We start from the raw sequence: 14148 nt of genomic DNA, 5'->3' as shown, positions 1-14148 counted from the left end.
TGCGGGACGGATGGCTGCGCCCATCCGACGGACAGTGAGTGACGTCGGATTGACGAACCGTTCCTGCGTGCGATTCGTCGGCCTGCGTCGGGCGGCCTCCGGCCGGATCGGTGTTCCGGTCCGGGCTCCGGGCGGTCATGCCCCGGACAGCACCAGCGAGGAGCGGGTGCACACCAGCTGCCCCTCCTGCGGGTAGGCGTGCCAGGTGCGCCAGAGGAGCCGGTCCGTGCCGCCCTGGGTGACCAGCGCGGTGAAGGCGCTCGGGTCGCCCGGGAAGACCCCGGCGAGGCCCCGTGGGTGCCCCTCGACCAGGGCCAGCAGCTCCTGGGCGCGGGCCGCGAAGTCGTGCGGGGGCAGCACCTCGATCCGGGCGGCGAACTCGTACTCCCAGCCGCCGACCTGCTTGGCCACCCGGGCGGGCAGCGGGGTGCGGCGGCCGGGCAGGCAGGCGACGGTCTCCAGGCACCGGCCGGGGCCCGCGTCGATCACCACCTGGTGGGAGGCGCCCAGCAGGCGCAGCTGGAGGGTTCCGGACGGGCCCGGGCGGCCGCCTCCGTCGAGTCTCAGGTCGCGGACGGCGAGAGCGGGCAGCGGTTCGCCGCCGAGGCACCAGGCGAGGTCACCGGCCCGGGTGTCCGTGTAGGAGGTCTGCAGTGTGGTGAGCATGCTCGGCTCCGCGTTTCAGCTCCGTGCGCGCCCGCCGAGCAGCAGCGAGTAGGCCTAGGCGATGGCGAGGCTGTTCGTGGCTGTGCGGCCCTGGGCGCGGCCGACCGTGGAAGGAAGGATTCCGGCTGGAGATTCAGCAGCAGAGAAGCACGAATACGCCGGGTCCGTCGGTGATTTACCCAACTTTGTCAAGCATTCACCGCTTCGAGCACACCTGCTTCCCGACTCTGATCGAGTCCATGGGCGACTTTGCACAGTGATTGCCCCTGCCACCGGATTGCGCGCCGTGTGCGCCGGGTGTGCGCTGTCCAGGTGCATCACATGCCGCCGCCCTCCGTGCGCGGGGCGTGGAGGGCGGCGGGGGAGTGCCGGGAGGGTCGGCAGAAATGCCTCAGAGGCATTGAACGGGCAAGCCGATCAAGGAAGTTGGTGATCCATTAGAACTGGTGCCGGATCGCGGGCATCCCCGTTCGAAGGGCGTGAAAGGGGGCGTGCGGCCCATCGCAGGCGCCGCAGGCGGGTGACGGCCTCCCGGAGGACCTGGTCCGCTTTGCAGAAAGTGAAGCGGACCAGGCTACGCCGGCAGCTGGATGCAACCGCACCGGAGAGTGATCGGATGAGATGGACAGTCTGGGAGATTCCCGGCTGGCACGAGGATGAACGGCTTCGCGAGTTCTACAAGAACGCTTTCCATCCTGAACTGATCGATGACATCGCCGTGTACCGCGAGTCGGCGCGGGACGGCAGCCCGCATGCCGGCCGGTTGCGTGCAAGCCTGGAGTACCTGCTGGACGAGCGGCCCGCTTCGACCAGGGAGTGGCGGAGCCTCACCCGGTACTCGTTCCAGTCGGAGGAGGAGCTCTACGGATTCCTCGCGGACGTCCGTGCGTATTTCTACGGTGAACGCGTTGAGCCGCCGATCGCTCCCGCGCCCGGACCTCTACGACTACTTCTACGGAGAGAGGTCGGAGCCGCCGGTGGCACCGGACCCCGAGGCCCCGATGCCGGACTGGGTCCGGAAGCAGTGGTCCTGAACCGATTCCTCCCGGACGTGTACAACTGCCGGACGACGGTTTCCAGTCCGGACACCGGAGTGCCCCACGGCTTCGACGCCAGGCCCCTGGCCCCGCAGTAGCCGCCCGTCAGAGCCGCCGCAGGCGGGTGACGGCCTCCTGGAGGACCTCGTCGCGCTTGCAGAAGGTGAACCGGACCAGGCTCTGACCGGCTTCGGCGTTGTCGTAGAAGACCACGTTCGGGATGGCGACGACGCCGCAGCGCTCGGGCAGGGAACGGCAGAACTCCATGCCGTCCTTCTCCCCGAGCGGGGTGATGTCGGTGGTGATGAAGTACGTGCCCTCGGGGGTGAACACCCGGAAGCCCGCCGCCGAGAGACCGTCAACCAGCAGGTCCCGCTTCCGAAGCAGGTCGGCGCGGAAGGTGTCGAAGTAGCTGTCGGGGAGGCGGAGCGCCTCGGCGACGGCGTACTGGAAGGGGCCTGCGCTCACGTAGGTGAGGTACTGCTTGGCGGTGCGGACCGCCGAGACCAGCTCCGGGCTCGCGGTGACCCAGCCGACCTTCCAGCCGGTGAAGGAGAAGGTCTTGCCGGCGGAGGAGATGCTGACGGTGCGTTCGCGCATGCCGGGCAGGGCGGCGACGGGGTGGTGGGTGGCGCCGAAGACGAGGTGTTCGTAGACCTCGTCGGCGACCACCAGCAGGTCGTGTTCGGCGGCGAGGGCGGCGATGCCGGCGAGCTCGTCGGCGGTGAGGACGGTGCCGGTGGGGTTGTGCGGGGTGTTGATCAGCAGCAGCCGGGTGCGCGGCGTGATCAGCGAGCGCAGTTCGTCCAGGTCGGGGCGGAAGTCCGGGGCCCGGAGGGTGAGCGGGATCCGGGTGGCGCCGGCCATGGCGATGCAGGCGGCGTAGGAGTCGTAGAAGGGTTCGAGGGCGATCACCTCGTCGCCGGGCTCCAGTAGGGCGAGCAGGGTGGCGGCGATGGCCTCGGTGGCGCCGGCGGTGACCAGCACCTCGGTGTCCGGGTCGTACGTCAGGCCGTGGAAGCGCTGCTGGTGCTCGGCGATGGCGGTGCGCAGTTCGGGGATGCCGGGGCCGGGCGGGTACTGGTTGCCGCGGCCCTCGCGCAGGGCCCGTACGGCCGCCTCGCGGACCTCCTCGGGCCCGTCGGTGTCCGGGAAACCCTGCCCGAGGTTGATCGAACCGGTGGCCGTGGCCAGGGCGGACATCTCGGCGAAGATCGTCGTCCCCATGCTCGCCAGTCGGCGGTTCAGCAGCGGCCTGGTACCCATCGGTGGCTCCTCACGGCTCGTCGTCAGGGCCATCCTCTGACGGTCGGCGAGTGATGGACAAGCATCCGCAACCCGCTGCCCCGATCCAACTGGTGCCGCAGCCGGGCCGAAGGTAACGGGTTCGGTGTACGCGGTGCTCGCCGAGTACCGGTCCACGCCGGTACGGAAGGTGGAGGAACTGCTGCCGGCCGTCGTGTCCGCCGAGGAGCGGGAACTCCTCGGCGTGGGCGCCCGCACTCCGGTGCTCCGGCTCGTACGCACCTCCTACCGGTCGGACGGCCGGGCGATCGAGTACTCGCATGACGTCTACCGGGTGGACGCCATACGAGTACGCGTGACCACCGGGAGCGGGCAGGGGCTCTAGAGGGCGAGGGCCGCGAGGCGGGCCGTTGCGCGCCTGGCCGGACGAGGTCGCCCCGCACGAGTTGCTCGAACTGATCCTTGCAGAGCGAGAATGCGTTCGGAATTCGGTTCGGTTCGAGTCGAAAAGGAAGCACATGAGCGCAATCCCCATGGAGATCGACACCCCGGACATCATGGTCGAGCTGGAGGTGCTGGACCGGAACATCGAACGCATGGCGGCCGCACTGCGGGCCAAGGGCCTGCGGCTGCGCCCCCATGCCAAGACCCACAAGATGCCGGAGATCGCCGCGCGGCAGCTCGCGGCCGGAGCGGTCGGGCTGACGGTGGCGACCATCGGGGAGGCCGAGGTCTTCGCCGAGCACGGCGTCACCGACCTCTTCATCGCCTACCCGCTGTGGATCGGGCCCCGGCAGGCGGAGCGGCTGCGAGGGCTCGCGGCCAAGGCCAGGATCGTGATCGGGACGGACTCCGCCGAAGCGGCCGAGGCCGCCGGCCGGCACCTCGGGGCCGCGGCCGGCGAGGTCGAGGTCATGGTGGAGATCGACAGCGGCCACCACCGCAGCGGGGTCCGCCCGGACCAGGCCGTGGAGGTGGCCCGCGCGGCGGCCGGCGCCGGGCTCCGGGTCGAGGGAGTGTTCACCTTCCCGGGTCACGGCTACGCGCCGGAGATGCCCGAGCGGGCGGCCGAGGAGGAGGAGCGGGCCCTCGGGGAGGCCGTCGAGCTGCTCGCCGCCGCAGGCTTCGAGGTCACCCGGGTGAGCGGCGGATCCACCCCGACCGCGGAGCTGACGGGGACCTCGGCGGTCACCGAGGCGCGGCCGGGCGTCTACGTGTTCGGCGACGCCCAGCAGCTCGAACTCGGGAGGTGCTCCATGGCGGACATCGCGCTGACGGTCGCGGCGACCGTCGTCAGCCGCCACGAGGGAGACGGGACCACACCCCGGCGGGTCGTCCTGGATTCGGGCAGCAAGGTCCTCGGCGGGGACCGACCCGCGTGGGCCACCGGCTTCGGCCGGCTGATGGAGCATCCCGGGGCCCGCATCACGGCGCTGTCCGAGCACCACGCCACCGTCGCCTGGCCCGACGACAGCGACCTGCCCGCACTCGGCGAGCGACTGCGCGTGATCCCCAACCATGTCTGCGTGGCGGTGAATCTCGTCGACGACGTCGCCGTGGTCAGCGGCGGCAGGATCGTGGACCGCTGGCGCGTGGCCGCGCGCGGCAGGAACGCCTAGGTCCGCCTGCCGCGGCTCGGGGATGCCGGGGACAGGAACGGCCCGCCACCGGCGCGGAGGCGGTGGCGGGCCGGACCGGAGTACCGGGACGGGATCAGGCCTCGTCGGTGCCCTCGGTGCTCTCGCCGTCCTCGCCCTCGATCTCGTTCTGGAGGCCGAGGCGCTCGGCGATCCACTGCTCGAAGCCGACCGCGGCCTGGGTCCAGTTGGCGGTGGTGGTGACGAAGTAGTCCAGGTTGACGCCGGCGCCGACGATCATCTGGGCCTCGCCGATCAGGCGCACCACGCCGTCCTCGTGGGTGTGGGTGTAGACCTTGGGCCAGAGGGTCTCGCGGTTCCACTCGTCGATCAGGTCGAGGATCTCGCCCTTCTTCTCCAGCGGGTACGCGCGGTCGTAGAAGGCGCGCACGGCGAAGAGCTCCTTCTGCTCGCCGCGGAACATGTAGTAGACGCGGAAGCCCTCCCAGGGGGCGGTGAGGTCGCCCTCCTCGTCCACGACGTGCTTGAGCTGCATCTGGTCCAGCAGCTGGGTGACCAGGTTCTGGTCCGGGACGATGATCGGCGGCGGGCCGGCCGGCCGCCCGCCCTGGCCGCCGGGCTGGCCGCCCTGGGGAACGCCGAAGGACGGGATGGACGACGGGTCGATGCTCATGGGGGTCCTCTTCCTCAGTGCACGTGGTGGCCGGCAATGAGAGGCCGCCCTTTCCACCTCCCATCCTGCCTCATTCGGGGCCCCGCTCACAGGGGCACCGAGGGGTGCGTCGATCTTCGTCCGGCGTTCTTCCCGGCGTTGTCGGCGCCCTTCGGCGGCGGGTGGAACGGGTGGCGGTCACCGAGGGTGTGCGGGGTGGGGTGCGGGCCGTCCGGAGGGGCGCGCGTGTGCCACGTCACGCACCGGGCGTGCGGGGTTCGCCTGCCGTACCGACCGGATGCGGTTGGCTCGCTTCGATCAAGTCCCTTACTGGCAGGGTGAGTTGATCAGCCCTGAGGCGGAATGTCCGGAATTGAGGGGGGAACAGGAGTGGGTGGTGCCGGGCCCGAGCCGGGGCGCCGGCCGAAGCCGGGCCCCGGGCCGCGGGTGCGGCACGGGCCGCCCCCGACCGCCGGAGCGGAGGGAGCGGCCCGTGCGCCGGACGCCCGACGGCGTCACTTCTCCAGCGGCCCCCGGCCGCGGACGGTGAGGCGGTCGCCCGCCTCGTCCCGCTCGACCAGGACGGTGTCCCCGTCGTGCACCGCGCCGGACAGGATCGCCCGGGCCAGCTGGTCGCCGATCGCGGACTGCACCAGTCGGCGCAGCGGGCGGGCGCCGTACGCCGGGTCGTAGCCGGTGAGCGCCAGCCAGTCGCGGGCGGCCTCGGAGACCTCCAGGGTGAGCCGCCGCTCCTGCAGCCGCTCGCCCAGTCGGGCCACCTGGAGGTCGACGATCCGGCTCAGCTCGCCGGTGCCCAGCGGCTCGAAGACCACGATGTCGTCCAGCCGGTTGAGGAACTCCGGCTTGAACGCGGACCGGACGGTGGCCAGCACCAGCTCCCGCTTCTCCGCCTCCGGGGTGGCCGGGTCGACCAGGTACTGACTGCCCAGGTTGGAGGTGAGGATCAGGATGGCGTTGCGGAAGTCCACCGTGCGGCCCTGGCCGTCGGTGAGCCGCCCGTCGTCCAGCACCTGGAGCAGGACGTCGAAGACCTCCGGGTGCGCCTTCTCCACCTCGTCCAGCAGCACCACGCTGTACGGGCGGCGGCGGACCGCCTCGGTGAGCTGGCCGCCCTCCTCGTAGCCGACGTACCCGGGCGGGGCGCCGACCAGGCGGGAGACCGAGTGCTTCTCGCCGTACTCGCTCATGTCGATCCGGACCATCGCCCGCTCGTCGTCGAACAGGAAGTCGGCCAGGGCCTTGGCGAGTTCGGTCTTGCCGACGCCGGTCGGGCCGAGGAAGAGGAAGGAGCCGGTCGGGCGGTCCGGGTCGGCGATTCCGGAGCGGGTGCGCCGCACTGCGTCCGAGACGGCCTGCACGGCCTCCGCCTGGCCGATCAGGCGTCGGCCCAACTCCTCCTCCATGCGCAGGAGTTTGGCGCTCTCGCCCTCCAGCAGCCGGCCTGCCGGGATGCCCGTCCAGGAGGCGACCACGTCGGCCACGTCGTCCGGGCCGACCTCCTCCTTGACCATCGACGCGGAGGCATCCTGGTCTGCCGCGCGCTCCTGGGCGTCGGTGAGCTCCTTCTCGGCGGCCGGGATCTCGGCGTACATCAGCTTGGAAGCCCGCTCGAAGTCGCCGTCACGCTGGGCGCGTTCGAGCGCGCCGTGCAGGTCGTCCAGCCGCTCCTTGAGCTCGCCGACCCGGTTGAGGCTCTTCTTCTCCTGCTCCCAGCGCGCCGTCAGCACGCTCAACTGCTCGTTCTTGTCGGCAAGGTCGCGCCGCAGCCGGGCCAGCCGGTCCACCGAGGCGGGGTCCGACTCCTTCTCCAGGGCCAGCTCCTCCATCCGCAACCGGTCCACGGAGCGCTGGAGTTCGTCGATCTCGACCGGGGAGGAGTCGATCTCCATCCGCAGCCGGGAGGCCGCCTCGTCGACCAGGTCGATCGCCTTGTCGGGCAGGAAGCGGGAGGTGATGTAGCGGTTGGACAGAGTGGCCGCGGCGACCAGGGCGGCGTCCGAGATCTGCACCTTGTGGTGCGCCTCGTACCGGCCCTTGAGACCGCGCAGGATGGCGATCGAGTCCTCCACGCTGGGCTCGCCGACCAGCACCTGCTGGAAGCGGCGCTCCAGGGCCGGGTCCTTCTCGATCCGCTCGCGGTACTCGTCCAGCGTGGTGGCGCCGACCATCCGCAGCTCGCCGCGGGCCAGCATCGGCTTGAGCATGTTGCCCGCGTCCATCGCGGAGTCGCCGCCGGCGCCCGCGCCGACCATGGTGTGCAGCTCGTCGATGAAGGTGACGACCTGGCCGTCGGAGGCCTTGATGTCGTTCAGGACGGCCTTCAGCCGCTCCTCGAACTCGCCGCGGAACTTGGCGCCCGCGACCATCGCGCCGAGGTCCAGCGCGACCAGCCGCTTGCCGCGCAGCGACTCCGGCACGTCGCCGGCCACGATGCGCTGGGCCAGGCCCTCGACCACGGCGGTCTTGCCCACGCCGGGCTCGCCGATCAGCACCGGGTTGTTCTTGGTCCGGCGGGAGAGCACCTGGACCACCCGGCGGATCTCGTGGTCGCGGCCGATCACCGGGTCGAGCTTGCCGTCCCGGGCGGCCTGGGTGAGGTCGGTGCCGTACTTCTCCAGCGCCTTGTAGGTGCCCTCCGGGTCCGGTGAGGTGACCCGGCCGCTGCCCCGGACGTCCTTGAACGCGGCGAGCAGCGCCTTCGGCGTGCCGCCCTGGTGCGCCAGCAGCTCGGCCACCTGGCCGCCCTCGGCGGCCAGGCCGACCATCAGGTGCTCGGTGGAGACGTACTGGTCGTCCAGGTCGTCGGCGCGCTTGCCGGCCTCGGTGAGCACCGCGATGGTGTCCCGGGCGAGCTGCGGCGCGGCGACCGTCGAGCCCATCGCGCTGGGCAGCGCGGCCGCCTGGCGGCGGGCCTCGGCGTCGACCCGGGAGACGTCGGCCCCGACCGCCTCCAGCAGGGGCCGGGCGATGCCCTCGGGCTGCTCCAGCAGGGCGATCAGGATGTGCACCGGCCTGACGTCCGGGTTGCCGGCCGTGCCCGCCTGCCGGATCGCGGTGGCCAGGGCGTCCTGCGTCTTGGTGGTGAACTTGCTGGCGTCCACTGCTGGGGGGTCCTCCCTCGTCGTCCTTCACTGCTGCTGCGTGCGGCGCCGCGTACCTGCTGTCGCGTACCGCTGCGCTGCTACGTACAGCATGCACTAAGTTGAGTCTATTCCGCTCAACCTTTTTCGGTCCCGGCTTCTGCTCGACTTCTCGGTGAACGCCCGACGGACTGCCGGGTCAGGCCCAGCAGCTCCCGGGCCGGCCCGCCCGGCCGCTGCCCGGCCGGCCACACCGCGCGCAGCGGCCGCCGCAGGTCCAGCTCCTCCACCAGCGGCACCTCGACCAGCCGCCGGGTGGCCAGCTCCTCCATCACCGCCAGCTCGCTCAGACAGACCGGCCCCGCCCCGGTCATCGCCGCCGCCTTCAGCGCGGTGGACGAGGCCAGTTCCATCCGGGGCCGCGCCGCGCCCCCGTACGGCCGCAGGGCCGTCTCCAGCACCTCCCGGGTGCCCGAGCCGGGCTCGCGCAGCACCAGCGGGGTGGCCGCCAGCTCGGCTCCGGTCAGCGGGGCGCGGCGGCGCGCCCACGGGTGGCCGGGCGCCACCACGACCACCAGCCGGTCCGCCGCCACCACCACACCGGCCAGGCCGGGTGGGGTGGACGAGCCCTCGACGAAGCCGAGGTCGGCGTCCCCGGCCAGGACGTGCCCGGCGACCTCGGCCGAGTTCGCCGTCCGCAGCGTCACCGCCGTCCCCGGGCTGGCGTCGGACAGACCCAGCAGCCAGCCGGGCATCAGGTACTCGGCGACGGTCAGGCTGGCCACCACCCGCAGCTTGGCGTCCCGCCGCTCGCGCAGCGCGTCGATCCCGGCGTCCAGTGCCTGCGCCGCCTCCACCACCTGCCGGGCCCACTCGACCACCAGCCGGCCCGCCTCGGTCGGCCGGCTGCCCGTGGGCGAGCGGTCCAGCAGGGGGAGGCCGATCTGCCGCTCCATGCCCTTGATCCGGGCGCTGGCGGCCGGCTGGCTGACGCCCAGCTCGGCCGCCGCCCTTCCGACGCTGCCCAGCCGGGCCACCGCGAGCAGCAGTTCCAGGGCACCGAGTTCGGGGACGTGCGAGGAGAGGGCCATAGGTTCAGGCTATGCCCTCATAGAAGTCCCGGCGCTACCGGCCGCCGGTCTTCCGGGCGACGGTGGGGGTATGTCCACTCTGGCCGGTATCCGTCCCCTCGCCCGCCCCGCCGTCCGCCCCCGGCTCGACCTCGCCCAGCTCGGCCCCAACTGGTACGCCGCCGTGATGGGCACCGCGATCCTGGCGAACGGCGCCGCCGTCCTGCCGGTGCGGCCGCCCGGGCTGACCGGCTTCGGCGAGGTGATGTGGGCGCTCGCGCTGGCCGCCCTGCTGGTGCTGGCCGGGGCCCGGCTGGTCCACCTCACCCGGCACCGCGAGGCGGCCCGCGCCCAGCTGCTGGACAACCCGGCCACCGCGGTCTTCTACGGCTGCCCGCCGATGGCGTTGCTGGCGGTCGGGCTGGGCACCCTGCTGCTCGGCTCCCGGGTCATCGGCACCGGCCCGGCGGTCGCCCTGGACGCGGTGCTGTGGAGCGTCGGCACCCTGTACGCGCTGGCCGTGGCCGGCGGCATCCCGTACCTGATGATCACCCGGCACCCGGTCTCCGCCCTGGAGGCCAACCCGACCTGGCTGCTGCCGGTGGTCGCCCCGCTGGTCGCCTCCGCCTGCGGCCCGGCGCTCGTCCCGCACCTGCCGGCCGGGACGGCGCAGCAGGCCATGCTGTACGGCTGCTGGGCGCTGTTCGGGGTCGGTCTGCTGGCCACCCTGGTGCTGCTGCCGGTGGTGTTCACCGGGCTGTTCCACAGCAAGCTGCCCGCCCTGGCGCTCACCCCCTCGCTGTTCCTGGTGCTCGGCCCGCTCGGCCAGTCCGTCACCGCGGTCCACCAGCTCGCCGACGCCGCCCGCCCGGTGCTGCCCGCGCTGGCGCCCGCCATGGTCGACCTCGCCGAGCTGTACGGCGTGGCGGTGATCGGCGTCGCGATGCTCTGGCTGGCCGTCGCGCTCACCGCCAACCTGCGCGCCCGGCGGGCCGGGATGCCGTTCGCGATGACCTGGTGGGCGTACACCTTCCCGGTCGGCACCTGCGTCACCGGTGCCTCGGCGCTCGCCCGGCACACCGGTTTCGGGGGCTTCAGCGGGCTGGCCGCCGGCCTGTACCTGCTGCTGGCGTTCGCCTGGGTGCTCGCCGCGGGCGGCACCGCGGCCGGGCTGGCACGGGGGCGGCTGCTCGCCCGCTGAGGCCGCGGCGGCGCCCGTCCCCGCGCGCGGACGCGCAGCTCAGGAGCGCGCCGCGGATGCAGGAACCTGCACGGCCGGGATGACGGTGTACGGCCAACCGGCAGGGGTGTCGGGCAGCGCCGACACCCCTTGCTGGCCCGGGCCCCGACCGGAATCCGCCCCACCGCCCGATCCGCCGCACCCGCACCGGCGTGCAGATAGCTGCAATTGCGCGAACCTGCACTCGGGCGGCACTTGTTCACCGGCCGTCACGCTGTGAGGGTGGAGACACGCCAAGTCGTCCAGGCACCGCAGCCTGATGGTGGCGACTCGCTCTTCGAAACTGACCGCAGGCGCGACACCCCGCGCCCACGGAACGGGGGGGAAGAGCGCCGGCCGGGGCCATGTGTGGTGATGGCCTCCGAGCCGGGCCCGTCGAGGCGTTGCTGCTCCGCCTCGACGGGAGCGCCCTGGCATTGGCGTACCGATGGCGGCCCCCGGACGACCCGGCGTGCGACGGCACCCGGGCCCGGGGGTCCGCCGTCCCGCCCGGTACCGTGACCGCCTGACCCATGATCACGCCGTACCGGCCCACCGGTACCGTGAGCCCGCCCGGCCCACCGGTGCCGCGACTCGCGCGGCGGGGAGCGCGGGCAGCACCAGGGGAGAGGCATCCGGCAGGGAGAGTGCGACGTGACGGCGGAACCGGCGGTCACGCCGTACCACGGGCCCGTGGGCGAGGAGCCCGACGAGGCCGCCCGGCAGCTGTACCTGGCCATCATCGCCGAGGGCGGCCGCGTCCCCACCGGCGAGGTCGCGGACGCCGACCGGGGCGCGCTCCAACAGCTCATCGACATCGGCCTGTTGATGGCCAATACGCTGGACCGCTGCTACACCGCGGTCAGTCCGCGCTCGGTCAGCGACCGACTGGGCGCCGAGCTGCGCAGCGAGGCCACCCGGCTGCTGGTCCGCGCGGAGAACCTCCCGGGCGCCCTGGACGGCCTCACCCGGGCCTACGACGCGATGCCCCGCCCGACCGGCCGGGCCGGCGGCGCCGTCCACGTCGAGGGGCACGTCCACATCCGCCAGCGGATCTCCCAGCTGGTCTCCGACTGCCGCTCCGAGGTCCTCACCGCACAGCCCGGCCACCGGCCCGCCGACACCCTCCAGGTCGCCCTCCTCCAGGACGTCCAGCTGCTCCAGCGCGGCTGTTCGCTGCGCACCATCTACCAGCCGGTCGCCCTCGCCGACCCGCCCGCCCTCGCCTACGCCGAGGAGGTCACCCGGCACGGCTCGCTCATCCGCGTGCTCGACGAGCCCTTCCAGCGGCTGATCGTCTTCGACCGGTCCGTCGCCGTGATCTCCGCCAACGACGACAACAGCACCGCCGCCTTCATCACCGACCCGGCCACCATCACCTACCTGGTCGGCACCTTCGAACGCGACTGGGCGCGCGCCGACACCGCCGAGGCCGCCGCCGTCGGCCAGGCGCCCGCCCGCACCATCGCCGACCGCGTCGGCCGGCTGCTCGCCCGCGGCCTCACCCAGCGCGCCGTCGCCACCCGGCTGGGCCTGAGCGAACGCACCGTCGCCGCCCACATCTCCCGGCTGCGCGACCGCTACGGCGCGCAGACCCTCTTCCAGCTCGGCTGGCTGATGCGAGGCGCCCGCGATGACCGATGAGCCCAGCCCGGCCGAGCGGGCCCTCTACCTCGCCGCCGTCCTGAGCGGCGGCCGGCTGCGCCCCGAGGACCTCGCCCCCGGCGACCGCCCCGCCCTGGCCGCCCTCGTCGCCCGCGGCCTGCTCACCCCCACCGTCACCGGCTGGACCGCCGCCGGCCCGCGCGCCCTCGGCGACCGGCTCGGCCTCGAACTGCGCACCCGAGCCGTCCGCCTGTTGCAGCACGCCGAACGGCTCCCGGACACCTTCGGGCCGCTGGCCCGCGCCTACGACGCGGCCCGCCACCCGGGCTCCCCGCCCGTCGACCTCGGGGCCGCCGGACCAGGGGCCGTCGGTTCCGGGGCCGGCACCGTCGACGCCGTCGCCGAGGTGCGCAGGCGGATCAGCCAGCTCGTCTCGGAGTGCCGGGAGGAGGTCCTGGCCGCCCAGCCCGGACCGCGCCCGCTCGAAGGCCTCCGGATGGTCCTCGCCCAGGACCTCTCACTGCTCCGCCGAGGCTGCTCGCTGCGCACCGTCTACCAGCCCGTCACCCTCGCCGACCCCGCGGTACGGGGCCAGGTCGCCCTGCGCACCGGGCAGGGCGCCCAGGTCCGGGTCCTCGCCGAACCGTACGAGCGGGTGCTGGTCTTCGACCGCGCGGTGGCCGTCATCCCCGCCGCCGAGGACCGCAGCCGGGCCGTCTTCCTCACCGACCCCACCACCGTCGCCTACCTGGTCGCCCAGTTCGAACGCGACTGGGCCCGCGCCACCCCCGCCGGCCGCCACCTCGACCCGCCGTCCGTCACCACCGTGCGGATCGGCCGGCTGCTCGCCCGCGGCCTCACCCAACGGGCCGTCGCCACCCGGCTGGGTGTGAGCGAGCGCACCGTCGCCGCCCACATCTCCCGGCTGCGCGACCGCTACGGCGCCCACACCCTCTTCCACCTCGGCTGGCAGCTGAGGGGAGCGCGTGATGCCTGAGCTCGATCTGCTCGACGCGGACGCCCGGGCCCTCTACCTGGCCGTCCTGCGCGAGGGCGGCCGGATCCGGATCGCCGACGTCTCGGCGGAGGACGCGCAGACCGTACAGGTTCTGCTGGACCTCGGTCTGCTCAAGCCCTACGTCTCCGACGGCTCGCTCAGCGCGGTGGACCCGCGTTCGGTCACGGCCCGGATCGGCGCCGACATGCGCGCGGCCGGAACCCGCCTGCTGACCCGGGCCGCGGAACTGCCGGACCTGTTCGACGACCTCACCGCCGCCTACGACGCGGCGCCCCGCCGCCGCGACCGCTTCGGAACCACCCAGGTCATCGAGGGCATGGAGAACATCCGGCACCGGATCTCCCAACTCTCCGAAGAGCTCCGCCACGAGGCGCTCTCCGCCCACCCCGGCGGCGCCCGGCCGACGGACGCCGCCGACGACACCGTGGACCACGCCCGCCGCTTCCTGGAGACAGGCGGCTCGATCCGTACCCTCTACGAGTCCGCGGCCCGGCTCGACGCCTCGACCGTCCGACTGGCTGCCCGGCTGACCGACATCGGCTGCCACATCCGGGTCGTGCCGTTCTCGTTCTCCAAGATGATGATCTTCGACCGCGCCGTGGCCGTGGTCGCCGCCGCACCGCAGGGAGCCAGCGCGGCCGTGATCGAGGACCCGGCCGTGGTCGACTTCCTGGTACGGACCTTCGAGCTGCAATGGCAGGACGCCGAGGGCGTCAACTGGGCTGCAGGTTCCAGTGAGGTGTCCGCCCACGACCAGGTCGGCCGACTGCTCGCCCGGGGGCTCACGCAGCGGGCGATCGCCAGCCGGATGGGGCTGAGCGAGCGCACCGTCGCCGGTCACATCGCCCGGCTGCGTGAGCTCTACGACGCGGAGACGCTGTTCCAACTGGGCTGGCAGCTGCGGGGGGCCCGGACGGGGGAGTCCGGTGGGTAGCCG

11 protein-coding genes and 1 pseudogene are annotated in these 14148 nt (G+C 73.1%); 7 read left to right on the top strand and 5 right to left on the bottom strand.

All coding sequences use genetic code 11. The features are described from left to right. Positions 1 to 135: 135 nt before the first annotated feature. Positions 136 to 666, bottom strand: coding sequence for a DUF2617 family protein (locus AB0O11_RS20055; protein WP_363388493.1), 531 nt, complete (start codon positions 664 to 666; stop codon positions 136 to 138). Between the two features lie 616 nt (positions 667 to 1282). Here AB0O11_RS20055 and AB0O11_RS20050 point away from each other — a divergent pair. Further along, positions 1283 to 1801, top strand: a complete 519-nt coding sequence (locus AB0O11_RS20050; protein ID WP_363388490.1) for a hypothetical protein — start codon at positions 1283 to 1285, stop codon at positions 1799 to 1801. Positions 1802 to 1808: 7 nt separating this feature from the next. On the opposite strand, the gene AB0O11_RS20045 is transcribed toward AB0O11_RS20050, so the two are convergent. Continuing rightward, positions 1809 to 2969, bottom strand: a complete 1161-nt coding sequence (locus tag AB0O11_RS20045; protein ID WP_363388487.1) for a pyridoxal phosphate-dependent aminotransferase — start codon at positions 2967 to 2969, stop codon at positions 1809 to 1811. A gap of 88 nt (positions 2970 to 3057) precedes the next feature. On the opposite strand from AB0O11_RS20045, the pseudogene AB0O11_RS20040 reads away from it, so the two are divergent. Then, positions 3058 to 3333 (top strand): annotated as a pseudogene (locus tag AB0O11_RS20040) (UTRA domain-containing protein); the annotation flags it as partial. 133 nt (positions 3334 to 3466) lie between these two features. After that, the gene (locus tag AB0O11_RS20035; RefSeq protein WP_363388484.1) at positions 3467 to 4567 is read left to right on the top strand and encodes an alanine racemase; all 1101 of its coding nucleotides are present in this window, start codon (positions 3467 to 3469) and stop codon (positions 4565 to 4567) included. Positions 4568 to 4661: 94 nt separating this feature from the next. Here AB0O11_RS20035 and AB0O11_RS20030 read toward each other — a convergent pair whose 3' ends face one another. The 3 genes from AB0O11_RS20030 to AB0O11_RS20020 all read right to left on the bottom strand — a co-directional run bounded on the left by AB0O11_RS20030 (position 4662) and on the right by AB0O11_RS20020 (position 9390). Further along, a complete protein-coding gene (locus AB0O11_RS20030; RefSeq protein ID WP_363388481.1) occupies positions 4662 to 5219 on the bottom strand; it encodes a YbjN domain-containing protein in 558 nt (185 codons plus the stop codon). A 494-nt stretch (positions 5220 to 5713) separates the two neighbouring features. Next, positions 5714 to 8320 (bottom strand): ATP-dependent chaperone ClpB, encoded by a 2607-nt coding sequence (gene clpB, locus AB0O11_RS20025; protein WP_363388478.1) that lies wholly within the window; start codon positions 8318 to 8320, stop codon positions 5714 to 5716. A 116-nt stretch (positions 8321 to 8436) separates the two neighbouring features. Continuing rightward, on the bottom strand, positions 8437 to 9390 hold the full coding sequence (locus AB0O11_RS20020) for a LysR family transcriptional regulator (protein ID WP_363388475.1): 954 nt from the start codon (positions 9388 to 9390) through the stop codon (positions 8437 to 8439). Between the two features lie 70 nt (positions 9391 to 9460). Between AB0O11_RS20020 and AB0O11_RS20015 the strand changes: the two genes are divergently transcribed. The 4 genes from AB0O11_RS20015 to AB0O11_RS20000 all read left to right on the top strand — a co-directional run bounded on the left by AB0O11_RS20015 (position 9461) and on the right by AB0O11_RS20000 (position 14145). Continuing rightward, positions 9461 to 10570: a TDT family transporter gene (locus tag AB0O11_RS20015; RefSeq protein ID WP_363388472.1), complete on the top strand. Its 1110-nt coding sequence runs from the start codon at positions 9461 to 9463 to the stop codon at positions 10568 to 10570. Positions 10571 to 11242: 672 nt separating this feature from the next. Beyond that, entirely contained in the window at positions 11243 to 12232 is a 990-nt protein-coding gene (locus AB0O11_RS20010; RefSeq protein ID WP_363388469.1) for a LuxR C-terminal-related transcriptional regulator, read from the top strand. Next, positions 12222 to 13190 (top strand): helix-turn-helix domain-containing protein, encoded by a 969-nt coding sequence (locus AB0O11_RS20005; protein ID WP_363388466.1) that lies wholly within the window; start codon positions 12222 to 12224, stop codon positions 13188 to 13190. The genes AB0O11_RS20010 and AB0O11_RS20005 overlap by 11 nt, the downstream gene beginning before the upstream one ends. Next, positions 13183 to 14145: a LuxR family transcriptional regulator gene (locus AB0O11_RS20000; protein ID WP_363388463.1), complete on the top strand. Its 963-nt coding sequence runs from the start codon at positions 13183 to 13185 to the stop codon at positions 14143 to 14145. Before AB0O11_RS20005 ends, AB0O11_RS20000 begins: the two co-directional genes overlap by 8 nt. Positions 14146 to 14148: the final 3 nt, after the last annotated feature.

The sequence above is a fragment of the Kitasatospora sp. NPDC093102 genome (assembly GCF_040683915.1).
Classification (GTDB): Bacteria; Actinomycetota; Actinomycetes; order Streptomycetales; family Streptomycetaceae; genus Kitasatospora.
This window is presented reverse-complemented; position numbering and strand designations above follow the sequence as displayed.